The sequence below is a fragment of the Pedobacter ginsengisoli genome, assembly GCF_002736205.1.
GTDB lineage: Bacteria > Bacteroidota > Bacteroidia > Sphingobacteriales > Sphingobacteriaceae > Pedobacter > Pedobacter ginsengisoli_A.
In genome coordinates this window covers 1,641,862-1,666,543 of the sequence record NZ_CP024091.1, presented here as the reverse complement: position 1 = coordinate 1,666,543, position 24,682 = coordinate 1,641,862, and the positions used below count along the sequence as shown (strand labels likewise).

Here is a 24,682-nt window from a genome sequence, read left to right as displayed (position 1 = left end):
ACGTAACATCTTTAATAGATGAAGCTACATTTTAAGCGCTAAATAAAACTAGTACTATGCAGTTTTTAGACTAAGTGCATGAGTAGTTTGAATCCTGATTTCTTCAGTTAACTGTGCATTACCATTAAGTGGCTGACCGTAAGATGGAATCATGCTTTTCAGCTTTTTCTGCCAGTCTTCTGTTTTAATCTGATCGCTAAAGCAACGCTCCATTAAAGTAATCATAATAGAAACAGCTGTAGACGCTCCCGGTGATGCACCAAGTAATGCCGCAATTGATCCATCGGCAGCAGTAACTACCTCAGTTCCAAATTCAAGAACACCACCATGTTTTTCATCTTTCTTAATAACCTGAACACGTTGACCTGCTGTCTCTAATTCCCAATCTTCCATTTTTGCAGTTGGCAGATATTCTCTAAGGGCTACCATACGATCCTCTGGCGACTGACGTACCTGATCTATCAGATATTTAGTAAGCTGCAAATTATCTAATCCAGCGGATATCATTGGTCTGATATTGTTTATTTTTATAGAAAGAGGTAAATCAAGTAAAGAACCGTGTTTTAAGAATCTTGTAGAAAAACCTGCATAAGGGCCAAATAGCAATGCTTTTTTGCCATCAATCATTCTTGTATCAAGGTGTGGAACAGACATTGGCGGAGCTCCAACTGAAGCCTTTCCGTATACTTTGGCATTATGACGCTCAATAACTTCCGGATTAACGCATTTAAGCCATTGTCCGCTTACCGGGAAACCTCCAAATCCGTTTCCTTCAGGAATACCTGCTTTTTCCAGAAGTGGTAAAGAACCCCCACCAGCACCAATAAATACAAATTTGGCTTTTACAACCCTCTTCTTTCCAGTGGTTTCATTTTTCACCTTTACTTCCCATAAACCATCATTTTGCTTTAGTTTACGAACTTCGTGGTCAAAATGCATGCTTACATTTTCTTTCTTCTGAAGGTAATTAAACATCATTCTTGTCAGTGCACCAAAGTTTACATCTGTACCAAGCTCCATTTTTGTACCGGCAACTTTCTCTTTAGGATCTCTTTCGTTCATAACCAAAGGCATCCAGCTTGCAAGTTCTTTTGGATCCTCAGAAAAGGTCATTCCTTTAAAAAGATCACTTTTCTGAAGGTTGTTATATCTTTCACGTAAAAATTCTACGTTTTCATCGCCCCAAACAAAACTAATGTGTGGGATACTTTTGATAAAGGTTTCAGGAGAATCAACAATTTTGTTTCTCACTAAAAACGACCAGAATTGTTTTGATACTTCAAAAGATTCAGCTATTGAAACCGCTTTTTTAGTTTCAACTGAACCATCAGGAAGTTGAGGAGTATAGTTTAGCTCGCAAAAAGCAGAGTGACCTGTTCCTGCATTATTCCAGGCATCAGAACTTTCTGCGGCTGCAACATCTAATCGTTCAAAAATTTCAATACTCAGATCCGGTTGCAATTCCTTAAGTAATACACCTAAAGTTGCGCTCATAATACCAGCGCCAATTAATACAACATCTACAGTACTATTTGATTTGCTTTTACCAGTCATTTTTGAAATTTTTTGCAAAATTACGATTCCTAATTAAATTTTGCACGTAATCTTTTAGTCTGATTTTAATTAAATTGCGTTTAATTTACATAACCGTCAGATTTTTTGATCAAAACCTGCTAAAATGTACGGGTACGGCCTTTTTCTTATCCGTAGATACTTGAAAAACCTGATGTATTTATTTTAAAAAGTAATAAGAATTAAATTCCAGGTATGCATTTTAAATAAGAAAACACGATCAAACAACTTTTTGACACAGGTGTTAATTAATTATAACGACTTACCAAAGACAACTATGAGCATTCAGTCGGTTAATCCCGTTAACGGGAAAGTAATTAAAAATTATAAAGAACATTCCTGGAATCAGGTTTCTAAAAAGATCGTAGCAACGCACCTTGCCTGGTTAAATTGGCAAAATACAAGTTTTTCTGAAAGGGCTTATATGCTTAGAAAAACTGCAGAGCTACTTGTTCAGCGTAAAACAGAACTAGCAACTTTAATGGCAACTGAAATGGGAAAGCCAATAAAAGATGGTATTGCTGAAATTGAGAAATGTGCCTCCGTTTGTGATTACTATGCTGATAATGGTGAGACATTTTTGAAGGATGAAATAATTGAAACTGAGGCTAGCCGGAGTTATGTAAGCTTTCGCCCATTAGGTGTTGTGCTGGCTGTAATGCCCTGGAACTTCCCCTACTGGCAATTATTCAGGTTCCTTGCTCCCGCACTTATGGCAGGCAATTGCGGTTTGCTGAAACACGCATCAAATGTTAGCGGCTGTGCTTTAAGCATTGAACAGATTATTAAAGATGCGGGTTTTCCTGCAAATGTATTTCAAGTGCTGTTAATTAATAGTAAGGTTGTTAAGGATGTAATTGCTCATCCGGCTGTAAAGGCGGTAACCTTAACGGGAAGCACAGAAGCGGGCATACATGTTGCTCAACAAGCGGCTCAGCAGCTAAAGAAAAGTGTATTGGAACTTGGAGGAAGTGATCCGTATATTATTTTGGAGGATGCAGATATTGAATTGGCAGCAGATATTTGTGCTCAAAGCAGGCTAATAAACAATGGTCAGAGTTGCATCGCTGCCAAAAGATTTATTGTAGTAAAGAAAGTAGAAAGGGAATTTGTGGAATTGTTTAAGGCTAAAATGGCCGCCAGGATAACGGGTGATCCTTTTGATGCGAATACAAATCTTGGACCGATGTCCAGACTAGATCTTCGGGACGAGTTGCATCAGCAGGTTCAGGAAAACATAATGGCAGGTGCTAAATGTATCCTTGGTGGGCAAATACCTGATTATAAAAGTAAGCATGCTTTTTATACCCCAACAATTTTAACGGGTATAAAGAAGGGTATGCCAGCTTATGAAGAAGAAATTTTTGGGCCTGTAGCATCAATAATTTCAGCTAGGAATACGGATGATGCAATAAGGATTGCAAATGATACATCTTTTGGTTTGGGTGCAGCCGTATTTACAAGAGATCGATCATTAGGAGAGCAAATAGCTAAAACAAGATTAAACGCGGGTTCTTGTTTTGTAAATTCGTTTGTGAAGTCAGATCCCCGTTTACCTTTTGGAGGGATTAATCAATCTGGTTATGGTCGTGAATTGGGAATATTTGGTATTAGAGAGTTTGTAAATATTAAAACAGTGTACGTTAAATAACAAATGGCTTCGCTTTTATGATAAGCCATATTTAAAAATAATAGCCTTAAGTTTGAATACACTATAACAACTACAATGAAAAACTTTGATTGGACCTCTTTTACAATAAGAATTTTAGTAAAAACGAGTTTAAGTGATATTTACAACGCTTGGACCACAGGCTCTGAAATAGAGAAATGGTTTTTGAAGGATGCCTCCTTTACTAATACAAACGGAGCAAAGATTGGCAAGGATGAACCTATCCGGAAAGATTACAGTTACGAATGGCTCTGGTACTTATATGAGGATAAAGCTACAGGTAAAATAACGGAAGCTAATGGTTCAGATTTTATCCAGTTTACCTTTGAAGGGGAATGCCTTGTTGATGTGAAGTTATCTGTTCAAAAGGATTACGTTTTAGTAGAGCTTACTCAGAAAAATATACCGACTGACGAGAATAGTATGCGAAATATTAGATTGGGATGCCATAATGGATGGTCGTTTTACCTTGTTAACTTAAAATCTATTTATGAAGGAGGAATTGACCTTAGAGGTAAAGATACCGACTTTAAACCAATGCTTAATACTTAATTTTTAGCTCAAAATATCATGAAAATCTCACATTATTAGTTTTTGTATTTAAGTACGTAGTTAACTACGTACTATTGAACATAAATTTAAAATGTATGAGTACTTCGATATTAATAGAACCTATTTACAACAACTATTGTGCAAGAATAATTGATATTATTTTGCCTATACAACAGATAGAATTTGGTGTACCAATTACTTTGGAGGGGCAGCCTGATCTTTTAGATATTGAAACAAATTATCATAAAGATGGTGGTGGTTTCTGGGGTGCGTTAAATAACGAGGAACTGGTAGGCACCATAGCCTTAATGAATGTTGGTCATAATGCCGGTGTTATCAGAAAAATGTTTGTTAAGAAAGCTTACAGAGGTAAAGAATTAAATATTGCTCAACACTTGCTTGAATCACTTATTGATTATTGCAGGCAAAACAATATAACTGATATCTATCTGGGAACTGTAGATATACTTAAGGCAGCTTGCAGGTTTTATGAAAGAAATGCTTTTGTGAAAATTGATATGGAAGAACTTCCATCCTACTTTCCGAGAATGAAAGCAGATAATACTTTTTATCACCTGAACTTAAATGTTCCCTCTCTTTAAAAATCAGCATATGAATGTAATAGATGAATCGGGTATTTTAGCTATATCAACCAGGCTTCAGCGTTTAAGTGAACAGCTTCGCAAAGATGGTTTTCTGCTCTATAAAGCTCATCATATTAATTTTGAGCCCAAATGGTTTCCTGTTATTTACACCTTGCATTTTAAGCCTGTTCTAAGTGTTGTTGAACTTGCAGCTGAAATTGGTTATACGCATCCATCAACCATTAGTTTATTAAAGGAGCTGGAAAGAGAAAAGATAATACGTTCCAGAAAAGATAAACAGGATGAGCGGAAAAGGCTTATTTTACTTACTGAGAAAGGCAAAGAACTGCTTAAACAAATGCAGCCTGTGTGGGATATAATGGTTTTAGCCTTAACTGAGCTTACAAATACAACCAATAACATTATGAAAGCTATTGGCGAAGTTGAGCAAAAACTAGAGGAACAAAGCTTTTTAGACAGGGCAAAAAGAATATCGCCACTTGGCAGGTAGTTTTTAAGCCAGTTCTGGATTTGCTTTTTTAAAGTACAAATGTGTAAGTATTAGTAGCATGCCTATCATGATAGATACATCTGCTATATTAAATATTCCTGTTTGAAAGATTCCTAAATCTATATGTAGAAAATCTGTAACTGAACCATATAATAATCTGTCGTACAGGTTACCTATACCACCACCAATTACAAAGCTTGCTCCAACGATAAGTAATTTGTCGAGTTCTGTTTTATTTAAAACGTAGTAAATACCAAAACACAATACAAACAACGGCATTAAAGAGAGAAAAACAAACTTAACCGGTACTGGAAGCGAGTCTCCCGAACTCAAAAAGGCTCCTGAATTCTCAACTTTTGTTAGGGTGAAATTGTCGCTAATGATCTTTATGCTTTCATTGTAGTCCACGTGTTTTCTTACAATACTTTTGGTAACCTGATCGCAGCCAATGTTTAACATAACAAGCGAAAGAACTAACATCCTTCTAAAAGTTTTTCCTTTAATCATTTTCATGTGTTAAATACATGCTTAATATACTTACATGTTGTGTATGATTAAATATAATCGTTTTTTTTTTACCAGTGCGGTGACATATAAAGAAGCAAAGCATTTTATTTAGAACAAACGTTTGCGCAGGGATATAAAAATATTATTTAACAGATTAGCAAAACAAAATCACTTAAGTCTTTAAATGAGAAAGTTAATTCTATTTTCCCTCATGGCTGCTTTTACCTCACAGTCATTTGCGCAAAAACCTGCACCAGACCCAAAGATCTTTTGGTCTGAAAGTTTTAAAACCGGCAAACTACCAGAAGGCTGGCAAAATGTAGATAAAAGTAAAAAGGACCTGGCATGGTTAATTACCAACCAGCCATATCCAGGCTCTTATCAGTATCAGCAACAGGCTCCTCCTATTGCATCTAAAAGTCGTGGCTATCACTTACAGTTTCAGGCAGGCTATTTTGTTGATGAAGATCAGCCATCATGGGTAAAAAGGAAGGAATATCCCAATACCTGGATGCAAACAGCGGGAATAGATTGCTCCGCTAAATCATCGGTAATACTTCGTTTTCAGCATACTTTTAGGTATAATAGTGAATTTGCAGCACCAGGAGCAGGTTTATATGTTGGTGTAAGTACTGATGGCGAAAAGTGGACAGACTATAATGTAACCAATAATGTGCCTTCGGCTACAGATATGTTTAGTCCAATTAATCAGGAGGTGAACATTAGTAAGGTAGCGGCAAAACAGCCAAAAGTATATCTGCGGTTTTACTGGAAGGGCTATTACAGTTGGTATTGGATGGTTGATGACATAGAATTGGCAGAGGCTTACAATAAAGATCTTGCTATTACACGCTTAACATCGCACAATGAGGAAGAAAACACCTTTACCAAAAATGATGTTTTGGCTGTTACTGTTAAAAATAGCGGTATAGAAAGTATCAAGTCGAATTTTAAAATAGTTGGAACTATTGATGGAAAGAGAGAAATTTCTGCCGATGTTTTGGCTAGTAAAAAACCTATTGCCAGCGGTGAAGAGATTACGGTTAAATTTCCTGCTGTAGATTTAACGGACAAAGCCACACACAATTTAAACTTCAATTTAAAGTTTGATACTGATGAGAAACTATCTAACAATACTTTAAAGGCAAAAATAAATGCTAAGGAGACAAAAGTTGGCAACCTTACTGATTTTAAAGCCAATGGTAATGAGTTTAATATTACTGCAGGTTTTTCAGCTTTTAAGGTAATATTTTATACTGATGATATTTTCAGAATCTGGATGGCATCGGATGGAGAATTTACTAATCCTGCCGGTAATGATATTGTGGTTAGTTACGACGTTAAGAACCCTTCTGTAAATTCTGCAGATAAGGGTACTTACTATCAAATAAAGAGTAAAGATTGTGTTGTTCGTGTTTACAAACAGCCTCTGCGCTTTGCAATGTATGATGTTACCGATAGTACGCCTATTTGGGAAGAATCGGAACCTTTGTCATTTGGTGCCAGAACAAAACAAACAATGAAGCGTCATAATGATGAGTATTTTTATGGCGGTGGTATGCAAAATGGCTATTTCTCGCACAGAGATAAGGATATTTTAATTGAAAAAGGTGGTGGATGGGATGATGGAGGCAGAGCTAACCCTGCTCCCTTCTATATGTCGACAGCCGGTTATGGGGCATTTAGAAATACTTTTGATGCCGGTAAATACTCATTTAAACAAACTTTGGGTTTTACTCATAATGAAAATCGTTTTGATTGCTTTTACTTTTTTGGACCGTCGCTAAAACAAATACTTAATGGTTATACCCAAATCACAGGAAGACCTTTTTTAATGCCGCGCTGGGCTTTAAGCATGGGTGATGCGAACTGCTATAACCGGGGTGCTAAAGGTGATGACAGTAAAAATTACAAAGGAACCGGAACAACTGGTACTACACCGGATGTAATAAAACTGGTAGCAGACAAGTATATAGAAAACAAAATGCCACGTGGCTGGATCTTGCCTAATGATGGTTATGGCTGTGGTTATACTAAGCTGGATTCGACCATAATGGAGTTAAAGAAAAGAGGATTTTATACAGGGCTTTGGACAGAAAACGGAGTTGAGAAGATTGCTAAAGAGGTTGGTGAATATGGATCAAGGTTGGCGAAACTTGATGTAGCCTGGGTTGGACCTGGTTATAAGTATGCTTTGGATGGTTGCAAAGCAGCTTACGAAGGTATTGAGAACAATAGTAATGCTCGTGGTTTTATTTGGAGCGTAATGGGTTGGGCAGGTACGCAACGCTACTCGACAGTATGGTCTGGAGATCAAAGTGGTAACTGGGAGTATATTCGTTTTCATATTCCTACTATTATTGGGTCTGGATTGTCTGCCCAGAATGCGGCAACCGGTGATGTTGACGGTATTTTTGGTGGTAGCGATTCGACTTATGTAAGAGATTTGCAGTGGAAATGTTTCACTCCTGTTTTAATGGTAATGAGTGGCTGGGCCAAAAAGAACAAACAGCCTTATTTGCAGGGAGAGGTTAATTCTGCTACTAATAGGAAATACCTGCAATTAAAGATGCGCATGACTCCATATATGTATACGCTTTGCGAAGAAGCGTATGAAACGGGAGTTCCGGCTTCGAGAGCAATGGTTTTAGAATTCCCTGATGACGAGGTTACCAAGGGTAAGCAAACTCAATATCAGTTCATGAATGGCGAGTCTTTACTGGTTGCCCCTGTTTATAAAAGTGAATCTAAAAGAGATAGTATCTATTTGCCAAAAGGAACCTGGTACGACTACTGGGATGGTAAAGCCTATTCTGGCAATACCTGGGTAAATAATTATTCGGCTCCTTTAGAAAAGCTTCCTCTTTTTGTTAAGCAGGGCGCAATTATTCCGATGTATCCTCAAATGGATTACGATGGTGAGAAAAAAACGGATAGTTTAACATTAGATATTTATCCATTTCAAAAATCTAAATTTGATATGTATGAGGATGATGGCTTAACCCGCGATCATAGAAAAGGTGCATTTGCAAAAACATTAATTGAAGTTGATGCAACCAAAGACATACAAATAACTATAAATGCTGCCAGAGGAGATTACGAAGGCAAAAACAAGGATAGGGTTTATCTGCTTGATGTACATCATTCAAAAGCACCTAAAAAAGTTAGTGTTAATGGTAAAAAGTTAAAAGCTTACAATAATCTGCAGCAGTTTGAAAAGGCTGGTGCTGGATATTTTTTCGATGCAAAGGACAAATCTGGTACTATCCATATCAAAACAGATTACCTGAGTACGTCTGCTAATCAAACGATTGCGTTGAATTAGTAGGAAAAAAAAGAGGCAACCGCGTCCGGTTGCCTCTTTTTAATATATGATAGATTTAATTATTTTTTATTTCCGAAATCACAAAACTGCACATCTCTTTTAGGTCTGAAAATCATATACAGCCCCACGCCTATTAAAACCATTGCAGTTGTATATTGCGAAATATCAAAGAATATTAGGTCTTTTAAAGTAAATACACCGCCTAGTATTACGAAAAACACCCATCCGCCAGCTTTAAAGTTTTTCCGGTAGCCAATTAATAATCCCAAAGCCAGGAATAATGTATGCCAGCTCAAAACCCAAAATGGAATATTAAGTCCAATATTTCTCAATAAAAATATAGCGCCAATTACTAATAAAAAGATACCCATTCCGAAATGGCGATTAGATTTGATTTTGTTATTTAAAGTTTCCATAGCTTTTTTTCTTCAAAACTACTGGCTATAGCAAGGCTAATCAATGCTGAATAGTTGTGTTGCAGAAAACTGTCGGCCAATGACCTTAATAAATCGGTAAAATAATGTATCGTTTTTTAACCGGTACTTTTGCTATTGCCCATTAAATGAACCTGTTTTATTAAGTAACCCAAAATATTTATCGAGGTTGATTCCTAATGATTCTTCAAAAGAAGATTTTAAATCTTCTGGTTGCGGGTGTTTATTTTTCCACTTATCAAAGTAATGTTTAAAAGCATTATCCATCTTTTCTCTGCCAACTGAATTTTCTAGAATGTATAGCCATAATGCAGTTTTTGCATATGATGTCATGCTGTAATCATCTGATGAGGTAAATTTATCTGAAGGTGTTTCAATAGCCGAATTCATTGGGATGCTGGACATTGCACCATAAGTGCGATCTAAAAATTCCTTTTCCGGTAAGGCCTTAATTTCGGCTGGTATGGCATCTCCAAACATAGAGTTTGTTCTATATTTCTGGGCTTCATACCTGAACTGAAAATAAGAGTTTAACCCTTCATCTAACCAGGTATGTTGCCTTTCATTACTACCAAGCATACTCATAAACCAATTGTGACCAATCTCATGTGCAATTACACCATCAAGCGATTCCTTTTTAGCATCCGGACTGGTAATTAATGTAATAGTTGGATACTCCATTCCTCCGCTTGAATTATTTGCTGGCCCCTCTACTACTTGCACAACCGGATATTCATACGCTCCTACCCAATTACTGTATTTTCTTAATGCATCTTTAGCATAATTAATACTGTTGCTCCACAGTGTTTCTTTTTTGTTGTGATAATAGGTAAAAGCATCAATTACTTTTCCTGAAGTGAGTTTAACTGTATCGTACTGTATTACAAAGTCCTTATCGGCAAACCAGGCGAAGTCAGGAACACTATCAATCTTATAAGTCATTTTTTTTGTAGTGCTTTTGCTTATAGGCTTATAAGTTGCAGGTTGGCCTGTTCTGTTTGTTGTATTTTTTGTACCAAGGCTTTTATAGAGTGCCAGTTCGTCGGTATTTTGCAACACCCCTGTTGCACCCACTACATAATCTGATGGAACGGTTATGTTTACTTTAAATGAAGCATAATCACTATAAAACTCTCCCATATCGAGGTATGGGAATTCGTGCCAGCCATTTTTATCAAACACTGCTGGTTTAGGATACCATTGGCAAATCATAAATTCACCATCGGCAAAACCAGATCTTGAAAAATAGGAAGGTAATTTTACTTTAAAATCTGTAGTGATAGTAACCGAATCACCTGGTTTTAAAGGCGATTTCAATTTCAATTTAATTACATCAATATATTGTGGATTAGGATGGGGTTCGGTTTCTGCTGTTTTCCCATTCACTTTAAAATTTAATCCCTCAATACTGCCGTATGTATATTTGTCGAGCTTTTTAACACGTGAAGTATCATTCTTTATCTGTTGAAACAATGCCGTAGATTCCTGTTTGTAAGCATTTGGCCATATATGAAACCAGATAAAATCCAATTCTGAAGGGGAATTGTTTTTGTATACTATAGTTTCAAAACCTTTTAAAGATTTGTCCTGATCGTTAAGGGTTACATCAATATTATAGTTTACATATTGTTGCCAGTATTTGTCTTGCGCAAATGCCTTAGATCCTAAGCATAGCAATAAAATTATCAGGTATTTTCTCATCTGTATATAATCTCCTTTTTTAACTTATGTTTTTTATATAATATGCTAGTTTAATTTAGCAAGTAAGCACATTCATATCAAAATCTGCTCCAATTATTCTATTTAGCCTGCCATTCGGAATTAATATAAAACTTAAAGTGACAGTTTTTGTTCTAAATAGTAATTACCAATATATATAACAATATGAAAAATTTTTTAACAGTAGCTATTATTACAATAATGGCATTTTTTACTTCCTGCTCAACTACTGCAGAAGTTGAAGTAGCAGAAGCAAAACTGGCAACAACCGCTGATGCAAAAGACATCGGAGTAGCAAAATTCTATAAGTTAAAAGATGGGAAGATGAAGATGGATTTAGAGCTTAATTTTCCTGCCCGTGCTGATAGTACTGTTGCAGTGCATTTTCATGAGCACGGAGATTGTGGCGACATGGGCAATAATACGCATGGCCATTGGAATCCCACTAATGAAGCTCATGGTAAATGGGGATCTGCAGCATATCATTCAGGAGATATTGGAAATATCCAATTAGACAGTAAAGGTCACGGTACTATATCGGTTACTACCGACCGTTGGAGTATTGAAGAAAATGATATCAAAAATATAATTAACAGAGGTATTATAGTTCACGGAGGTACAGACGATTATACTACCCAGCCTACAGGAAATTCAGGACCTAGAGTTGGATGTGGTGTAATTGTTAAACTTTAAATGAAATAAAGATAGAGTGTGTATTACATGCTCTATCTTTATTTTATCTTACAGACTGATATAGCTGAGAAAAGGAAGGTTTTGTAAGAATGATTTGCCAAAGGTGGTTCTTTCTTGCCCTAAATGATGCAGCACTTAAACTTAAATAATACTCCCACATCCTATAAAACCGTTCTGAATAACTATACTTTAAATTACCCCACGAAGCACGGAATCTGTTTAGCCATTCCATTAAAGTACGATCGTAATAAAGGCCGAAATTATGCCAGTCTTGCAAAATCAGGAGTTGATCTATTGATTTCCCTAATTGTTCCACCGATGGTATCATACCCCCGGGAAAAATATATTTGTTTATCCAGGCATCTGTGTTTATGTTATTCTCATTTCCGCCAATGCAATGTAATAGGAATATACCATCGTCTTTTAGACAGTTTTTTACAAGCTGCATGTAGGTACGGTAGTTTTTGTAACCTACATGCTCAAACATGCCTATAGAAACAATACGATCATAATACCCTGTTAATAACCTATAATCCTGTAACAGGATATCTACAGATAATCCATAACAACGATGCCTTGCCATTTCTGCCTGTTGACTGGAGATTGTAACGCCTGTAACTTTTACCTGGTACTTTTCTGAAGCGTATTGAGCAAAGCCTCCCCAACCGCATCCTATATCTAAAACTTCCATGCCTTGGGTAAGCTTTAGTTTTCTGCATATTAATTCCAGCTTATCCTCCTGCGCTTCATCTAAAGTTTTAGCTTTTTCCCAGTATCCACATGAATACATCATATGCTTATCCAGCATCGCCTCAAACAGATCATTACCAAGATCATAATGTTCATGAGCTACACTAACAGATTTAGCTATGGTTTGCATATTAAATAAATAAGCTTTTAGGGTTTGCCACCTTACCTTTAGGCTTTTAGAGATCTGCTTTTCTATATCTATATTCAGTAGCTGAAATAAGAAATGGTCTAGTGCTAAGCAATCCCACCATCCATTCATGTATGATTCACCAAGTCCTAAAGATCCATAACGCAATACATGATTGTAAAAGCGATCATCATAAACCTGGATATCAAAAGCTTCCGTTCCGTTTAAATGTATGCCAGCTGGAAGTATTAACTCCTCGATGGTAGCCTGGTATTTGTTCATTGATTTAAATGTATTCTATTTAATTCCTTAAACAAACGAAGTGGCATAGTGGTTTATAATATTATACTAGCTAAATTGTTACAACTAAATGGATTATGAATTGTTATTATTATATATAAACTTATAAAACATGAAAAAATTATTGTTGCCCGCTGCAATAGGTATGGTTTTCCTATTTGCTCTATTATTAAATGCTTGCAACAGCACGAAGATTATTTCGTCATGGGCTGATGCTCAGGGAACAATAGAAAAATCCAATAAGATACTGGTAATTGCATTGATGGGCGCGAAAGATAGAAACCTTAAAGAGAATGTAGAAAATATAACTGTCCAAAATCTTAAAGCTCATGGTATTAATGCAGGATCAGCATTGGCTGAATATGGCCCAAAGGCTTTTGAAGGATTAAATGAAGCAGAGGCGCTAAAGAAAATAAGAAATAAAGGATATGATGGTACTTTTACCATTGCTTTGTTAGATAAAACTAAGCAAAAGAGATACAATCCCGGTTCTGTAGGTATGTGGCCAGGACCATATCGTTTTTGGGGATACTATCATTTCATGTATGGAAGGATTTATGAACCCGGGTACTACAGTGTAACTAACAAATTTATTCTGGAGGCTAATTTCTATAGTTTAAATACCGAAAAGTTGATTTATTCAGTACAAACTAAATCATTAGATCCTTCAAGTCCGCGTGCACTTGCAGCAGACTTTAATAAAAGACTATTCGATGATATGGTAAGTAAAGGTGTAATTAAATAAAAGGAGGATATTATCATGAGAACATTTCCAGTTAGATTCAGGAAAGCGAGCATGGAACTGGATGTACTTGTTACTTCGTCCGATAACTGCCGAAAATTTAAGGTTGAGATGGTTACTGGCGAGCCAGACCCAATAGTTCTTAGCAGAACTGATGGCGAATGGACAGTTGAGCACCCTGGAACACGATGTTTTCCTCCTGAAGGATACGAAGACCTGGAAAAAGCAATAGACAATTATTTGGCAGAGAATCCGTAAAGTTTAGTAACCGTTACCTGCAAATTCTTTTGTATACATTTTAAGGTTCTTTTTTAAGATACCTCTGGCCATGTGTATTCTTGTTTTAACCGTACCAATTGGCACATGTAGCATTTCAGAGATTTCATGATATTTAAATCCTTCAAAATACTTAATGAAAGGAGTTAAATATTCTGGCTGAAGTTTTTTCATAGCGTTATGAATATCTTCGAGCATGAATTTATTCTCTCCGAAATTTCCTGTAGCACTGTTTTGCAATTGCGATACTGGAATTTCTTCGTGTGTTGCAATGAATGATCTGGTCTTTACCCCTCGTCTATAGCTATTAATAAACGTGTTCTTCATAATTGTATATAACCATCCACGAAAATTAGTTCCATCCCGGAATTTTCTGGAATATCGCATGGCCTTTAATAAGGTGTCCTGAACAAGATCATTAGCATCCTCATAGTCTTGGGTAAACTTAAAGGCAAAAGATTCTAGAGCGTTTTGATTGAGACTAAGTTGATGGTTGAAATCAGTAGTGTTCATGGCGCGGAGGTTTAGGGGTGACTACTTTTTAATTCATTTGTTCAATGTTTTTAATAAAGAAATATCCGTCAAAACGCGTACCAAAATACACGTAAAACGTTGATATACAATAGAAAAAAAAGTATTTAATCCTGATCCAGGTACTCCATTCCCAAAGGCGTTATAGAAGCCGAATGTTGTACACTATGTCTATTGATCGTAATGAACCCCAACTCTTCAAGTTCTTCATACTGTTCTTCCATTCCGCCCAGTATTGAAGAACTTACTTGTTGGTCAATAATCTCTAATAATGATTTTATATCCTCTTTTTCCATGGCATTATTACTTTAATAGATTTCTTAAACGTCTACTTAAAGTTAATAAAAATCATTTATTTTTAGTATTAAAGATTTATACTTTTATAATGAATTTCTGATAAATTTCTTAATGTTTCTGCTGCCGCTTCAGGAGTAATATCACGTTGAGGATTGCCTAGCATTTCGTACCCAACCATAAATTTTTTAATTGTTGCGGAGCGTAAAAGTGGCGGGTAAAAATGCATATGCCAATGCCATTCTGCATGATTGCCATCATTTACCGGCATTTGGTGCATACCAGCTGAATAAGGAAATGAAACCTGGAAAAGATTATCATATCTCACCGTAATGTTTTTAAGTGCATCTGCAAGATCTTCTTGTTCTTTATCAGTAAACTCTAATATGCTCCTAACATGTCTTTTACTGACAATCATGGTTTCATATGGCCATACAGCCCAAAATGGCACCAATACTACAAAACTATCATTTTCAAATACTATTCTTTTTTGCTCTTTAAGCTCTACTTTAAGGTAATCTGAGAGTAAGCTTCTGCCGTTTACCTGAAAATATTTTTTCTGATTTTCTGTTTCTTTATGAATTTCAAGCGGAATACTATTTTGTGCCCAGATCTGACCATGAGGGTGCGGATTACTACAGCCCATCAGTTCTCCTTTATTTTCAAATATCTGTATGTGCTTAATAGAAGGGTTTTCGCTTAAAGCCTTAAATTCTTCGGCCCATAGTTGAATAATGCCATTAATAGCCGTCAACTCAAGTTCTGCGAGTGTAAGATCATGACGCGGAGAAAAAGCAATAACCCTGCAAATTCCCGATTGGCTTTCAGCTCTAAGTAAGCCATCTATTGATATTTCTCCTACTGGCGTATCCGGCAACAGTGCTGAATAATCGTTAGTAAAAGCAAAATTCGTAGTGTAATCAGGATTCTTGCTTCCGTCTGCTCTTTTGTTACCGGCGCAAAGGTAACAAGCCGGATCATGTTCAGGTCGGTTATCGGCAGGCAGGGACTCTACTTTTCCCTGCCAAGGCCGCTTAGTTCTGTGTGGAGATACTAAAACCCATTCTCCGGTTAAAATATTTTGCCGCGTGTGCGGATGTTCATTCAAATCAAAATTGGTATCCATCGTGTTATTATATATTCTATTTTACTTCCTCAATTTTTAATATTACACTTGTTCTTGAGGAGTTTACATCAGGGTTAAAGCCTACTTTCATTAAGAAATCACCTGTGTAGGATTTATCACCTTTTATAGAAGAACTGGTACCCGGATAAAGATTTATCTCTTCAATTTTGTATTTCTTGGCTGCATCCAGTCCTTTTAATAGAATTGGCAAGCTACTGTTTACCCCATATCTATAATTAACAAGGTAGTTAAAGATCACACCAGAGGATTTGTTCTCATCCATGTATAGCATAGAAGCCACACTGGATTCTTTTGGGTTTGATAAACGGTATTGGTTACCTTGCCAAATTATCGGTTTAATTTCGTTGTAAACTTTAATTGCATCCTGGCAATACTTAAGGTCATTCTCTTTTAAATGACTAACCACAATATCAAATCCCAACTTGCCCATCATAGCTACATCTGTACGGAATTTAATTGGTTGCTTACCCCAATCAGTAACGTGATTAGAGCTTGCTATTGCAGGGTAGAAATAAGAATATTCCCATTGCATAAAAATACGCTCAAGTGGATCAGTATTATCACTAGGCCAAAATTCCGTAAAATATTTTAATGCAGCATAGTCTACCCTGCCGCCGCCGCCTGAACAAAGCATCATTGGTACAGTAGGGTATTTGGCTCTTATTCTTTCTAATACTTTGTATAATCCGCGCACATATTCAATGTAAAAGTGCGACTGATTTTTAAGGGTTGCAGAGTGTGCATTGTAAATAACCGCATTACAATCCCATTTAATGTAGGCTAAATCAGGATTTTTCGTAAACAGACCATCAACTACACCAAATACAAAGTCCTGAACTTTAGGATTAGTTAAGTCGAGAATCAACTGGTTTCTAAAATAATACTCATCTCTTTTAGGTTGCTTAACCACCCAATCAGGGTGTTTTTCATATAAAACGCTTTTAGGATTCACCATTTCAGGTTCTATCCAGATGCCAAATTTCACACTGTTATTCTGAGCTTCTTTAACCAACGAAGAAATCCCGTTTGGCAGTTTTTCTTTGTTCTCTTCCCAATCTCCTAAACCAGCAACATCGCCATTACGGGGATACTTATTTGCAAACCAACCATCGTCTAACAGGAATAAATCTACACCTAGCTTTTTTGTGTCTTTTAAAAGCCCGGCAAGTTTGCTTTCATTGAAATCAAAATAAGTTGCTTCCCAGTTATTAAGCAATGTTAACCTGGTACCTTTACCATCAAGTAGTTTGTAATTTCTTGCCCAACTTTGTAGATTTCTGCTTGCTACACCTTTACCCTGGGTTGATAAGGTATAAAGAAAAACAGGGGTAACAAACTCTTCATTTGGCTTAAGTGTGTATGGTGAAGCATAATTGTTTATACCAGAAATAATACGCAAATTATCCTGATAATCTACTTCCAGATCAGTACGGAAATTTCCGCTGTATTCTAATGCACCAAATAGCACTGTACCTTCATCTTCTGTTGCCGGCTTATTTACAGATACCATAAATACAGATGGCTGAAAAAGGTTAGCCCTTGTGCCTAACTTTGTATCAAGAGTTTTGATGCCGTGGGTAAGTTTAGACTCTTCAGACTGCATTTCTTTAGCCCAGTCGCCATGGTATTGGTTCAAATAATAACCTGCACCTTTTATATGAAGATTTGCAGATGCATATTTATGAAGTGTAACATTACCTTTTTCATTATGTTTAATAGATGACCATTGTTCTACCACATCTTCCTTATAATAGCTTTTATAATAAAGGGTAACAGTAAAATTATAGGCCGGATCTTTCAAGACTATGCTTAATAGCGTAACATCATCATCAATCTTCTTTAAATCATGGCTTACATATTTTAAATCCAGAGAATTGTTACCATCTGCATGAGTTACTGTAATTGCAGGCTCCAATAAATTGCGTGAGCCTGAACCTGTATATGCTGAATTAAGCATTCCTGTATAATCAGGAGTTTGTTTAAACACATTCAATACCTGACTGTATTCACTGCTATTGGATAACTTTTTTCCAAAATAAATTGTTCCCAGATCTTTATCTGCATCTGCCTGTAATATCAGGGCATTATTTTGCGTTTCAATAGGAATAATTGTTTGTGCAGTTAGCTTGGCCGATGCAACCATTATACTTGCCGAAATCATAGCAAATGATACGTAGGCTGGAATTGAGTGTTTATTAAATATCATATCTGAAATATATTTGGTATTACATTCTATAATCAAAATTTTGTTTAACCATGTCTAGATGAAGCCTTGCGCCCAGATGCTCTGCATCAAGTTCCAGGGCTTTTAATAGTGCATTACTGGCATTTTCAAATTTTGCAAGGCCAAGATAGCCTAAACCTTGCAGAAAATAGCAATGAACTTTATTTCTAATATCAAGATCATCTTCAAATATCAATAGGTTTGGCAATGACACAGCAAAGTAATCAATCTTAACCTGATCATTAATATGCTGATTACCATAGTCTATTAACTTATTAAATATCTGTTCGGCATACTCCGTGTTGTTAAGTTTTTTCCACGCAAGTCCCTGATAAAATATTTTGTCTGGTTGCTGATCGTTGTAAAACATAGCAGCCGATGGTTCATCCAGTCCTTTTGTAGCCATGTTAAAATATTTCTTCGAGTTATCCTCATCATTTAATCCCTTATAAGCACAACCCAGCCAATAAAATATATCATTCTCCTGAGCACCATATAATTTTCCTTCGCCAAGGTTATGAGGATAAGTTTGCGCATCATTCAATAGAGTTATGGCTTCCTGATAAGATTCATTATGTATCTTTTGCTTGGCAAGTTCAATCAGGCTGCATACAAATTGACCTGAGGCTTTGCCTTCTCCACCTTCCCATGGATGAAATTTGTGCTGCATAAGGAGTTCATATGCCTTCTCATTTTGACCTAAAAAATTATAAATAGATACCAAATCAAGGTATACATCATCTCTTTCTAATGCTGTGTTAAGATTGCTCTCCAGAAAACTTAAACGCTCATTAGGACTTCTGTTTAATCTCTTGTAAAGCTGGTGCAATTCCATACATAAGCGATCATCCTTAGGGTCTAATTCAAATGCTTTTTCGAAACATTTTAGTGCTACATCCTGCTTGTTTTGTTTATTGAAATAGGCAATACCCAGATTTCTCAGCACAGTTGGGAAATTACCATTTAATTTTGCTGATGCTTCCCAGTAAGTAATTGCCTCATCGTATTGTCTCTTATCGTAAAATAGGTTTCCCAGATAGTAAGGAGCTTTTGAATCGGCAGGATTTAATTCTATAGCTAATCTTAAAACGTTTATTTCCTGCAACCTATTTGGAAAACATAAATAGGAATTGGCCTCAGCAGCAGCTTTCAGATAGCTTAATGCCTGTTCGGTTTCACTTAGTTTATAATAAAAATATCCCAGGTAATAATAAACCAGTGGACTTGTTTCTTCTCCTTTAATCGCATAGGTTAGTAAATCTATTGCTTCAGAAAATAAACCTGATTCTGCATAATCAATAGCATACTCAATAAAGTTCTGCTCATAGCCTCTGGATAATTTAAGAAGCTCCTTTAGATACTTATCCTCATTTAATACATCTTTTAAAGATCTGTAAATACATACTTTCTCAAACAATGCGCCCAAATTAAATGCATCCTTTTCAAGAGCAAGATCAGTGGTACGAATAGCATCATTTATTTGTTCCAGCTTTCTGTAAGCAGACGATTTTAAAACATAAGCCTTACTATTATTTGCATTATTATCTATTGAATGGTTAATGTGCTCTAATGAAATCTCGTAATCTTCATTAAACATATCAATCTGTGCTACAGAAAAATAACCGCTGTCTTTATAAGCTTTATTCCAGGTAGATTTATAAAATACTTTGTAAGCCTCTTCCAATTTATTTTGAAATTTAAGACATAAGCCTAAATTATAATATGCCTCACAATCATAAGGATTTGGATTGCGCTGGATACTTGTTTCTATTGCTTTCCGAAAGTATGGTTCACTTTTTTCGAACTGGCCTCTTCTTAAATACCATAATCCCAATGCATTGTTGCTCCTTACATCTCCTGGCTCCCTTTCTAAGGCTTTTTCATAATATGGTACCGGACTATAGGTAGCATGCCTGTATTGTTCCAGATGCTGTCCGGTTAAGAATAGCTGTTCATTGCTTTTAATATCTCCAGGAGGCAGCGCCGGTTTTGCTGCTTCAGGAATGTCGTTAATCTTATTCCTTGAAGGTTCATATCTCAATAATTCTCGCCCTTTAGCATTATAAATAACAAACAACAACTCATTCTCATTAAAGCCAGCTCCTACTTCTATCACTTGAGTATATACGTCATTAGGTGTGATACTTACTACTTCTTCAAAATAAGTTTTATCACTATCACTTAGCTTAACAGAGAGATTGTTTTGAATAGATGTTACATAAATTTGTAGTTTAATTTTATTGTCTATTTTATTAACAGACAATAACATATCTTTACTTGCATTCTTAATTACGCCCAATGACTTGTAGGGCATAAAGTATTGCGTAAAAGACTTTTCCTCATTTGGCATCAACCATGTAAAATCCGGCTGATTGTCAGTAAACATCCCTGTCATTAATTCAATGTAAGGGCCGTCTTCATCCGTTAGATTTCTGTCCCAGGCAACTCCAAAATCACTATGCCCCCAGGTCCATTGCTTTTTACCTGGCGAAACGTGATGATTGGCAACATGAAGCAAACCTCCTTCAGTATCATGTTCATATCCGCCTACAAAATCATAATCAGAGTTGATTGCCATATATGAAGTAGGAACAGGAATGTTTTTGTACATTGATATATCTGTACCAGGCGAATAATCGACCTTATAATAAGTTCCTGTAGCAATAGGAAAGGTAGAAACATCCCTTTTTCCATGATCAAAAACAGCATTTACATCAGGTGGAAAAACAGACTGATAGTGATCATTAACCTTTACAGCCGGGTTGGCCCACCACAAAAAGGTTTGTGGCAGTTCTGATCTGTTTAATAACTTGGCTTTAATTTCTATATATGCTTTATCAGGATAAAGGGTAAAACCGGCCATTCCTTTAGTATGAAACATCTGTTCAACCTCATTAACCCAAACAGTTTTACTTCCATCAGTATTTTCTTCAAGCTTGTAATCAATTGGATTAAAGGTAGTAGGCCGGTGATGTTGCGGCCAGTTAAACTCTATACCTCCCGAAATCCATGGACCTGTTAACCCAACCAATGCCGGTTTAATTACCTGATTGTAATAAATAAAATGCCTTTCTTTTATCTTATCATATGCCATCTGGATACGGCCACCCAGTTCTGGCAGAATCATCATTTTTATATAATCGTTTTCAAGAAATAGTCCGATGTACTCTTTATCAGTCTTTTCATCAAATATCTTTTCTACAACCGGATTAGGATAAACAACACCACTGCTCCCCTGATAGATTCTTTTTTCAAAGAACATAGGGTTTTTATTAGGCTTACCAATACCATAGGTTGGTATAATAACTTTCTCTTCCCAAACGCTTACGCTCATGCTTTTCATTAGAATTGTTTTAATATTTTATGTTGTGAATGCTGTCTTCTTTAAATCAGAGTTCTGTTAATGCCTAACAAAACTCTCTTCCAGTTCCTCTAGTGTTTGTCCTTTTGTTTCTTTAACTCTTTTTTTGATGAAAAGAAATCCTAAAAAGCAAATAGCCGCATACAGGTAGAACGGACCAAATGTGCCCAGTTTTTTAGCCAATACAGGAAATGTAAATACAAGGATAAAATAGGCGCCCCATAACGAGATAATGGCCACAGACGATGCTGCCCCACGTATTTTGTTAGGGAAAATTTCGGAGATAAGCACCCATGTAACCGGCGCCAATGAAATTGCATACATACTAATCGCTAATAATACAAAAGCAGAAACCAAACTTGCCGGGAATTGATTTTGTAATAGAAAAGCCAATATGATATATACAATTGATAAACCTAAAGACCCGATAAGCATAAGTGGCTTTCTGCCCAATTTATCTACCTGCCACATGGCTAATAAAGTAAACAGTAGGTTTACGGCGCCAATAGCTACAGTTTCAAAAAGTTGTCTGTCCAAATTAGCACCTACTGATTCAAATATTGTTGATGTATAATTGAATACAACGTTAATACCACATAACTGCTGAAAAACAGCCAGTATAATACCTACAATAACGGCCGGACGAACACTTTTTTCAAATACTGCTTTGTACGATTGTTTTTTTACTCCTACAAGTGATTTTTCGATATCAGAGAATGTAGAACTTGCAAATGATTCAGAACCAATTTTTAGTAACACTTCATTTGCTTTCTCAGGTCTGCCAGCTTTAACAAGCCATCTTGGACTTTCGGGTAACCAAAGTACACCAATTAAAAATATCAAAGATGGTACTACTCCAAGCCCAAACATCCAACGCCATGCATCTGGGCCTGTATCAGCCAGAAAGTAGTTCACTAAATTGGTTATCAAAATACCAATTACTACTGTTAATTGGTTAATTGCTACATTTCGTCCTCTTACTTTTGCTGGCGAAATTTCAGCAATATACATTGGACATAACATAGAAGCCATACCTACACCAATCCCCGCCATAAATCTCATCACAACAAAAAGTGTAAGACTTGATGCGAAAGCAATACCTATTGATGACAGCGCAAAAATAATTGCCGCAATCATAAGTCCGGGCTTCCTTCCATATCGATCTGCAATATTACCGGCAATTAAACATCCTACAATGCATCCCAGAGCCAACGAGCCAGTTAAGAACCCCTCCCACCATGCATCCAGCATAAACTGAGTTCGTAAAAAGGGTAATGCGCCTGATATTACTGCAAAATCGAATCCAAATAGGTATCCTCCAAGAGCGGAAATGAAGGAGATGCCGATAATGTATTTATGATTAAAAGTTATTTTTTCCATACTGTTTTAGATTAATAATTTGGTTGGCTAAAATTGTCTATTATATCGCAGTCGGCAAATAGATTATTATTTCTTAAAGATGGACTTTTTTATCATTAATATTAATTGATAAATTTGCCCCAAGCACAATGGAAACAAAAAAGAAAATTAAAGAAGGATTTTTAGGGCAAAAAATGATTGTTCTTACTCCTAATATTAGGAAAAGTATTAAAAACAACCCTTTAATCAACTCTTTTTACCTTACCGCAATAGGTTATTATCCTAATGCTGTGGGGCATGACAGAGAGCGCAAAACAGGTTCCGCTGAGTTTATTTTAATTTATTGCGTAGATGGTGAAGGTTCTGTAGAACTGGACAATAAAGTTTATAATTTAAGAGCGAATACCTTCTTTATTATCCCCAAAAATACACCCCATAGGTACTTTAGTTCATTAAAGAATCCATGGAGTATCTACTGGTTACATTTTAGCGGGGTTAATTCACGTATGATTTACGAACGTTCTCTTTTTGAAGGACAATCTGAAGTGCATTCTATTCCATTTGAGCAGGATAGAATAGATATATTTAATCAGATATATACCATGCTCGAGGAAAGTTTTGGCACTAAGGAAATGGAGATCATGAATTTCAGGTTGCTCTATTTTGTAACCTCTCTAATTTATTATAAAGAGATAAATCCGTCTGTTTATAATAAAGACGCAGTAAGCAGCTCGATTTCATTTATGAAAGATAACCTGGATAAACGGCTTACCGTAAACCAACTTGCCGAACAACAAAAGATTTCTCTGTCTCATTATTTAAGGATATTTAAACAAAAAACAGGTATTTCGCCTATAGCTTATTATAATCAGCTTAAAATCCAGCACTCATGTCAATATCTTTATTTCACTGATAAAAGCATTAAAGAGATTTGCACTGTACTAGGTATTGATGATCAATATTATTTTTCTCGATTGTTTAGCAAGCTCATCGGCACATCTCCTTCCGAATACAGAAAAAAACACAAAAAGTAAGCTTAGCTTTTATCCTTAATATCTTTTATGATTTTGGCTGCATGGTCTCTTGAGTTCTCAATAAACCATAAATGGGTATCCATGCCACCACAAACTACCCCAGCTAAATAGATACCTTTTTCATTGGTTTCCATTGTCTCTAAATTATGTTCAGGTGAGCATTTCTCGTCTTCACTAAGTTTAACGCCAAATTTTCTCAGCAAATCAAAATCTGGCTGATAACCTGTTAGAGCCAGTACAAAATCATTAGGAATAGTAACTATTCCATCAGGTGTACGTATTTCAGCAGTATCATTGGTTATGCTAACCAATTCTGAATTGAAATAGGCTTTAATACTTCCTTCCTCAATGCGATTCACAACATCTGGTCTAACCCAATATTTAACACGTTTACTTATGGCTTCATCCCTTACAACCATAGTTACCTTGGCTCCTTTTCTGTAAGTTTCCAAAGCTGCATCTACCGAAGAATTACTGGCCCCAACAACAATAACATTTTGCATTGCATAGTAATGAGGGTCTTTGTAATAGTGCGCTACCTTTGGAAGCTCCTCACCTGGTATATTTATTTTATTGGGGAGATCGTAAAATCCCGTAGAGATAACAACGTTTCTGGTTAGATAGCCTGATTTTGAAGTATTTACTATAAAACCTTCATCTTGTCTCGTAACTTCATCAACCAATTCAAAAAGCCTTGTGTTTAGTTGAAACTTAAGTGCTACCCGTCTATAATACTCAAGCGCTTCGGAACGTGTAGGCTTAGGATTATTTGAAACAAAAGGAACTCCTCCTATTTCCAGCTTCTCTGATGTAGAAAAGAAGGTCATGTTCTGAGGATAATTATATAATGAATTTACAAGACATCCCTTTTCGATGATCACGTAGGTTAAACCAGCTTTTTTAGCTTCAATACCACAGGCAATACCAATTGGCCCTGCTCCTATAATAACTAAATCAGTAACTTCCATTCT

Annotated in this window: 21 protein-coding genes; 9 read left to right on the top strand and 12 right to left on the bottom strand. The window is 36.1% G+C overall.

All coding sequences use genetic code 11. From position 1 onward, the window contains the following. Window positions 1-54: 54 nt before the first annotated feature. On the bottom strand, window positions 55-1,554 hold the full coding sequence (locus tag CPT03_RS06805; protein WP_099438139.1) for a malate:quinone oxidoreductase: 1,500 nt from the start codon (window positions 1,552-1,554) through the stop codon (window positions 55-57). 295 nt (window positions 1,555-1,849) lie between these two features. Between CPT03_RS06805 and CPT03_RS06800 the strand changes: the two genes are divergently transcribed. From CPT03_RS06800 to CPT03_RS06785, 4 genes are all read left to right on the top strand, one after another. After that, complete coding sequence (locus tag CPT03_RS06800; RefSeq protein WP_099438138.1) at window positions 1,850-3,223, top strand: NAD-dependent succinate-semialdehyde dehydrogenase; 1,374 nt, start codon at window positions 1,850-1,852, stop codon at window positions 3,221-3,223. Between the two features lie 75 nt (window positions 3,224-3,298). Then, complete coding sequence (locus tag CPT03_RS06795) at window positions 3,299-3,793, top strand: SRPBCC domain-containing protein (protein ID WP_099438137.1); 495 nt, start codon at window positions 3,299-3,301, stop codon at window positions 3,791-3,793. A gap of 95 nt (window positions 3,794-3,888) precedes the next feature. Further along, window positions 3,889-4,395: a GNAT family N-acetyltransferase gene (locus CPT03_RS06790; RefSeq protein WP_099438136.1), complete on the top strand. Its 507-nt coding sequence runs from the start codon at window positions 3,889-3,891 to the stop codon at window positions 4,393-4,395. A 10-nt stretch (window positions 4,396-4,405) separates the two neighbouring features. Beyond that, window positions 4,406-4,888 (top strand): MarR family winged helix-turn-helix transcriptional regulator, encoded by a 483-nt coding sequence (locus CPT03_RS06785; protein WP_099441034.1) that lies wholly within the window; start codon window positions 4,406-4,408, stop codon window positions 4,886-4,888. A 3-nt stretch (window positions 4,889-4,891) separates the two neighbouring features. On the opposite strand, the gene lspA is transcribed toward CPT03_RS06785, so the two are convergent. Further along, window positions 4,892-5,395: a signal peptidase II gene (lspA, locus tag CPT03_RS06780; RefSeq protein WP_245869995.1), complete on the bottom strand. Its 504-nt coding sequence runs from the start codon at window positions 5,393-5,395 to the stop codon at window positions 4,892-4,894. 184 nt (window positions 5,396-5,579) lie between these two features. Here lspA and CPT03_RS06775 point away from each other — a divergent pair, with 184 nt between their 5' ends. Continuing rightward, the gene (locus tag CPT03_RS06775) at window positions 5,580-8,720 is read left to right on the top strand and encodes a TIM-barrel domain-containing protein (RefSeq protein ID WP_216641614.1); all 3,141 of its coding nucleotides are present in this window, start codon (window positions 5,580-5,582) and stop codon (window positions 8,718-8,720) included. Between the two features lie 59 nt (window positions 8,721-8,779). Here CPT03_RS06775 and CPT03_RS06770 read toward each other — a convergent pair whose 3' ends face one another. Continuing rightward, window positions 8,780-9,136, bottom strand: a complete 357-nt coding sequence (locus CPT03_RS06770; RefSeq protein WP_099438133.1) for a LiaF transmembrane domain-containing protein — start codon at window positions 9,134-9,136, stop codon at window positions 8,780-8,782. Window positions 9,137-9,268: 132 nt separating this feature from the next. After that, window positions 9,269-10,855, bottom strand: coding sequence for a M1 family metallopeptidase (locus tag CPT03_RS06765; RefSeq protein WP_099438132.1), 1,587 nt, complete (start codon window positions 10,853-10,855; stop codon window positions 9,269-9,271). A 183-nt stretch (window positions 10,856-11,038) separates the two neighbouring features. Here CPT03_RS06765 and CPT03_RS06760 point away from each other — a divergent pair, with 183 nt between their 5' ends. Further along, complete coding sequence (locus CPT03_RS06760; protein ID WP_099438131.1) at window positions 11,039-11,566, top strand: superoxide dismutase family protein; 528 nt, start codon at window positions 11,039-11,041, stop codon at window positions 11,564-11,566. A 43-nt stretch (window positions 11,567-11,609) separates the two neighbouring features. On the opposite strand, the gene cfa is transcribed toward CPT03_RS06760, so the two are convergent. After that, on the bottom strand, window positions 11,610-12,725 hold the full coding sequence (gene cfa / locus CPT03_RS06755; RefSeq protein WP_099438130.1) for a cyclopropane fatty acyl phospholipid synthase: 1,116 nt from the start codon (window positions 12,723-12,725) through the stop codon (window positions 11,610-11,612). A gap of 130 nt (window positions 12,726-12,855) precedes the next feature. On the opposite strand from cfa, the gene CPT03_RS06750 reads away from it, so the two are divergent. After that, window positions 12,856-13,488 (top strand): hypothetical protein, encoded by a 633-nt coding sequence (locus CPT03_RS06750; protein WP_099438129.1) that lies wholly within the window; start codon window positions 12,856-12,858, stop codon window positions 13,486-13,488. Between the two features lie 15 nt (window positions 13,489-13,503). Then, window positions 13,504-13,743 (top strand): hypothetical protein, encoded by a 240-nt coding sequence (locus CPT03_RS06745; protein WP_157766369.1) that lies wholly within the window; start codon window positions 13,504-13,506, stop codon window positions 13,741-13,743. 3 nt (window positions 13,744-13,746) lie between these two features. Here the strand turns inward: CPT03_RS06745 and CPT03_RS06740 are convergent, their stop codons facing one another. The 6 genes from CPT03_RS06740 to CPT03_RS06715 all read right to left on the bottom strand — a co-directional run bounded on the left by CPT03_RS06740 (window position 13,747) and on the right by CPT03_RS06715 (window position 22,698). Then, the gene (locus tag CPT03_RS06740; protein ID WP_099438127.1) at window positions 13,747-14,274 is read right to left on the bottom strand and encodes an RNA polymerase sigma factor; all 528 of its coding nucleotides are present in this window, start codon (window positions 14,272-14,274) and stop codon (window positions 13,747-13,749) included. A 125-nt stretch (window positions 14,275-14,399) separates the two neighbouring features. After that, on the bottom strand, window positions 14,400-14,588 hold the full coding sequence (locus CPT03_RS06735; protein ID WP_099438126.1) for a hypothetical protein: 189 nt from the start codon (window positions 14,586-14,588) through the stop codon (window positions 14,400-14,402). Between the two features lie 68 nt (window positions 14,589-14,656). Further along, entirely contained in the window at window positions 14,657-15,712 is a 1,056-nt protein-coding gene (locus CPT03_RS06730) for a UDP-glucose--hexose-1-phosphate uridylyltransferase (RefSeq protein ID WP_099438125.1), read from the bottom strand. A 16-nt stretch (window positions 15,713-15,728) separates the two neighbouring features. Then, complete coding sequence (locus tag CPT03_RS06725; protein WP_245869994.1) at window positions 15,729-17,939, bottom strand: alpha-galactosidase; 2,211 nt, start codon at window positions 17,937-17,939, stop codon at window positions 15,729-15,731. A 19-nt stretch (window positions 17,940-17,958) separates the two neighbouring features. Continuing rightward, window positions 17,959-21,300, bottom strand: coding sequence for a DUF5107 domain-containing protein (locus tag CPT03_RS06720; RefSeq protein WP_099438124.1), 3,342 nt, complete (start codon window positions 21,298-21,300; stop codon window positions 17,959-17,961). A 57-nt stretch (window positions 21,301-21,357) separates the two neighbouring features. Continuing rightward, window positions 21,358-22,698: a sugar porter family MFS transporter gene (locus CPT03_RS06715; RefSeq protein WP_099438123.1), complete on the bottom strand. Its 1,341-nt coding sequence runs from the start codon at window positions 22,696-22,698 to the stop codon at window positions 21,358-21,360. Window positions 22,699-22,826: 128 nt separating this feature from the next. Here CPT03_RS06715 and CPT03_RS06710 point away from each other — a divergent pair, with 128 nt between their 5' ends. Next, a complete protein-coding gene (locus tag CPT03_RS06710) occupies window positions 22,827-23,711 on the top strand; it encodes an AraC family transcriptional regulator (RefSeq protein WP_099438122.1) in 885 nt (294 codons plus the stop codon). Between the two features lie 2 nt (window positions 23,712-23,713). Here CPT03_RS06710 and CPT03_RS06705 read toward each other — a convergent pair whose 3' ends face one another. Then, window positions 23,714-24,679, bottom strand: a complete 966-nt coding sequence (locus CPT03_RS06705; protein ID WP_099438121.1) for a YpdA family putative bacillithiol disulfide reductase — start codon at window positions 24,677-24,679, stop codon at window positions 23,714-23,716. Between the last annotated feature and the right edge of the window lie 3 nt (window positions 24,680-24,682).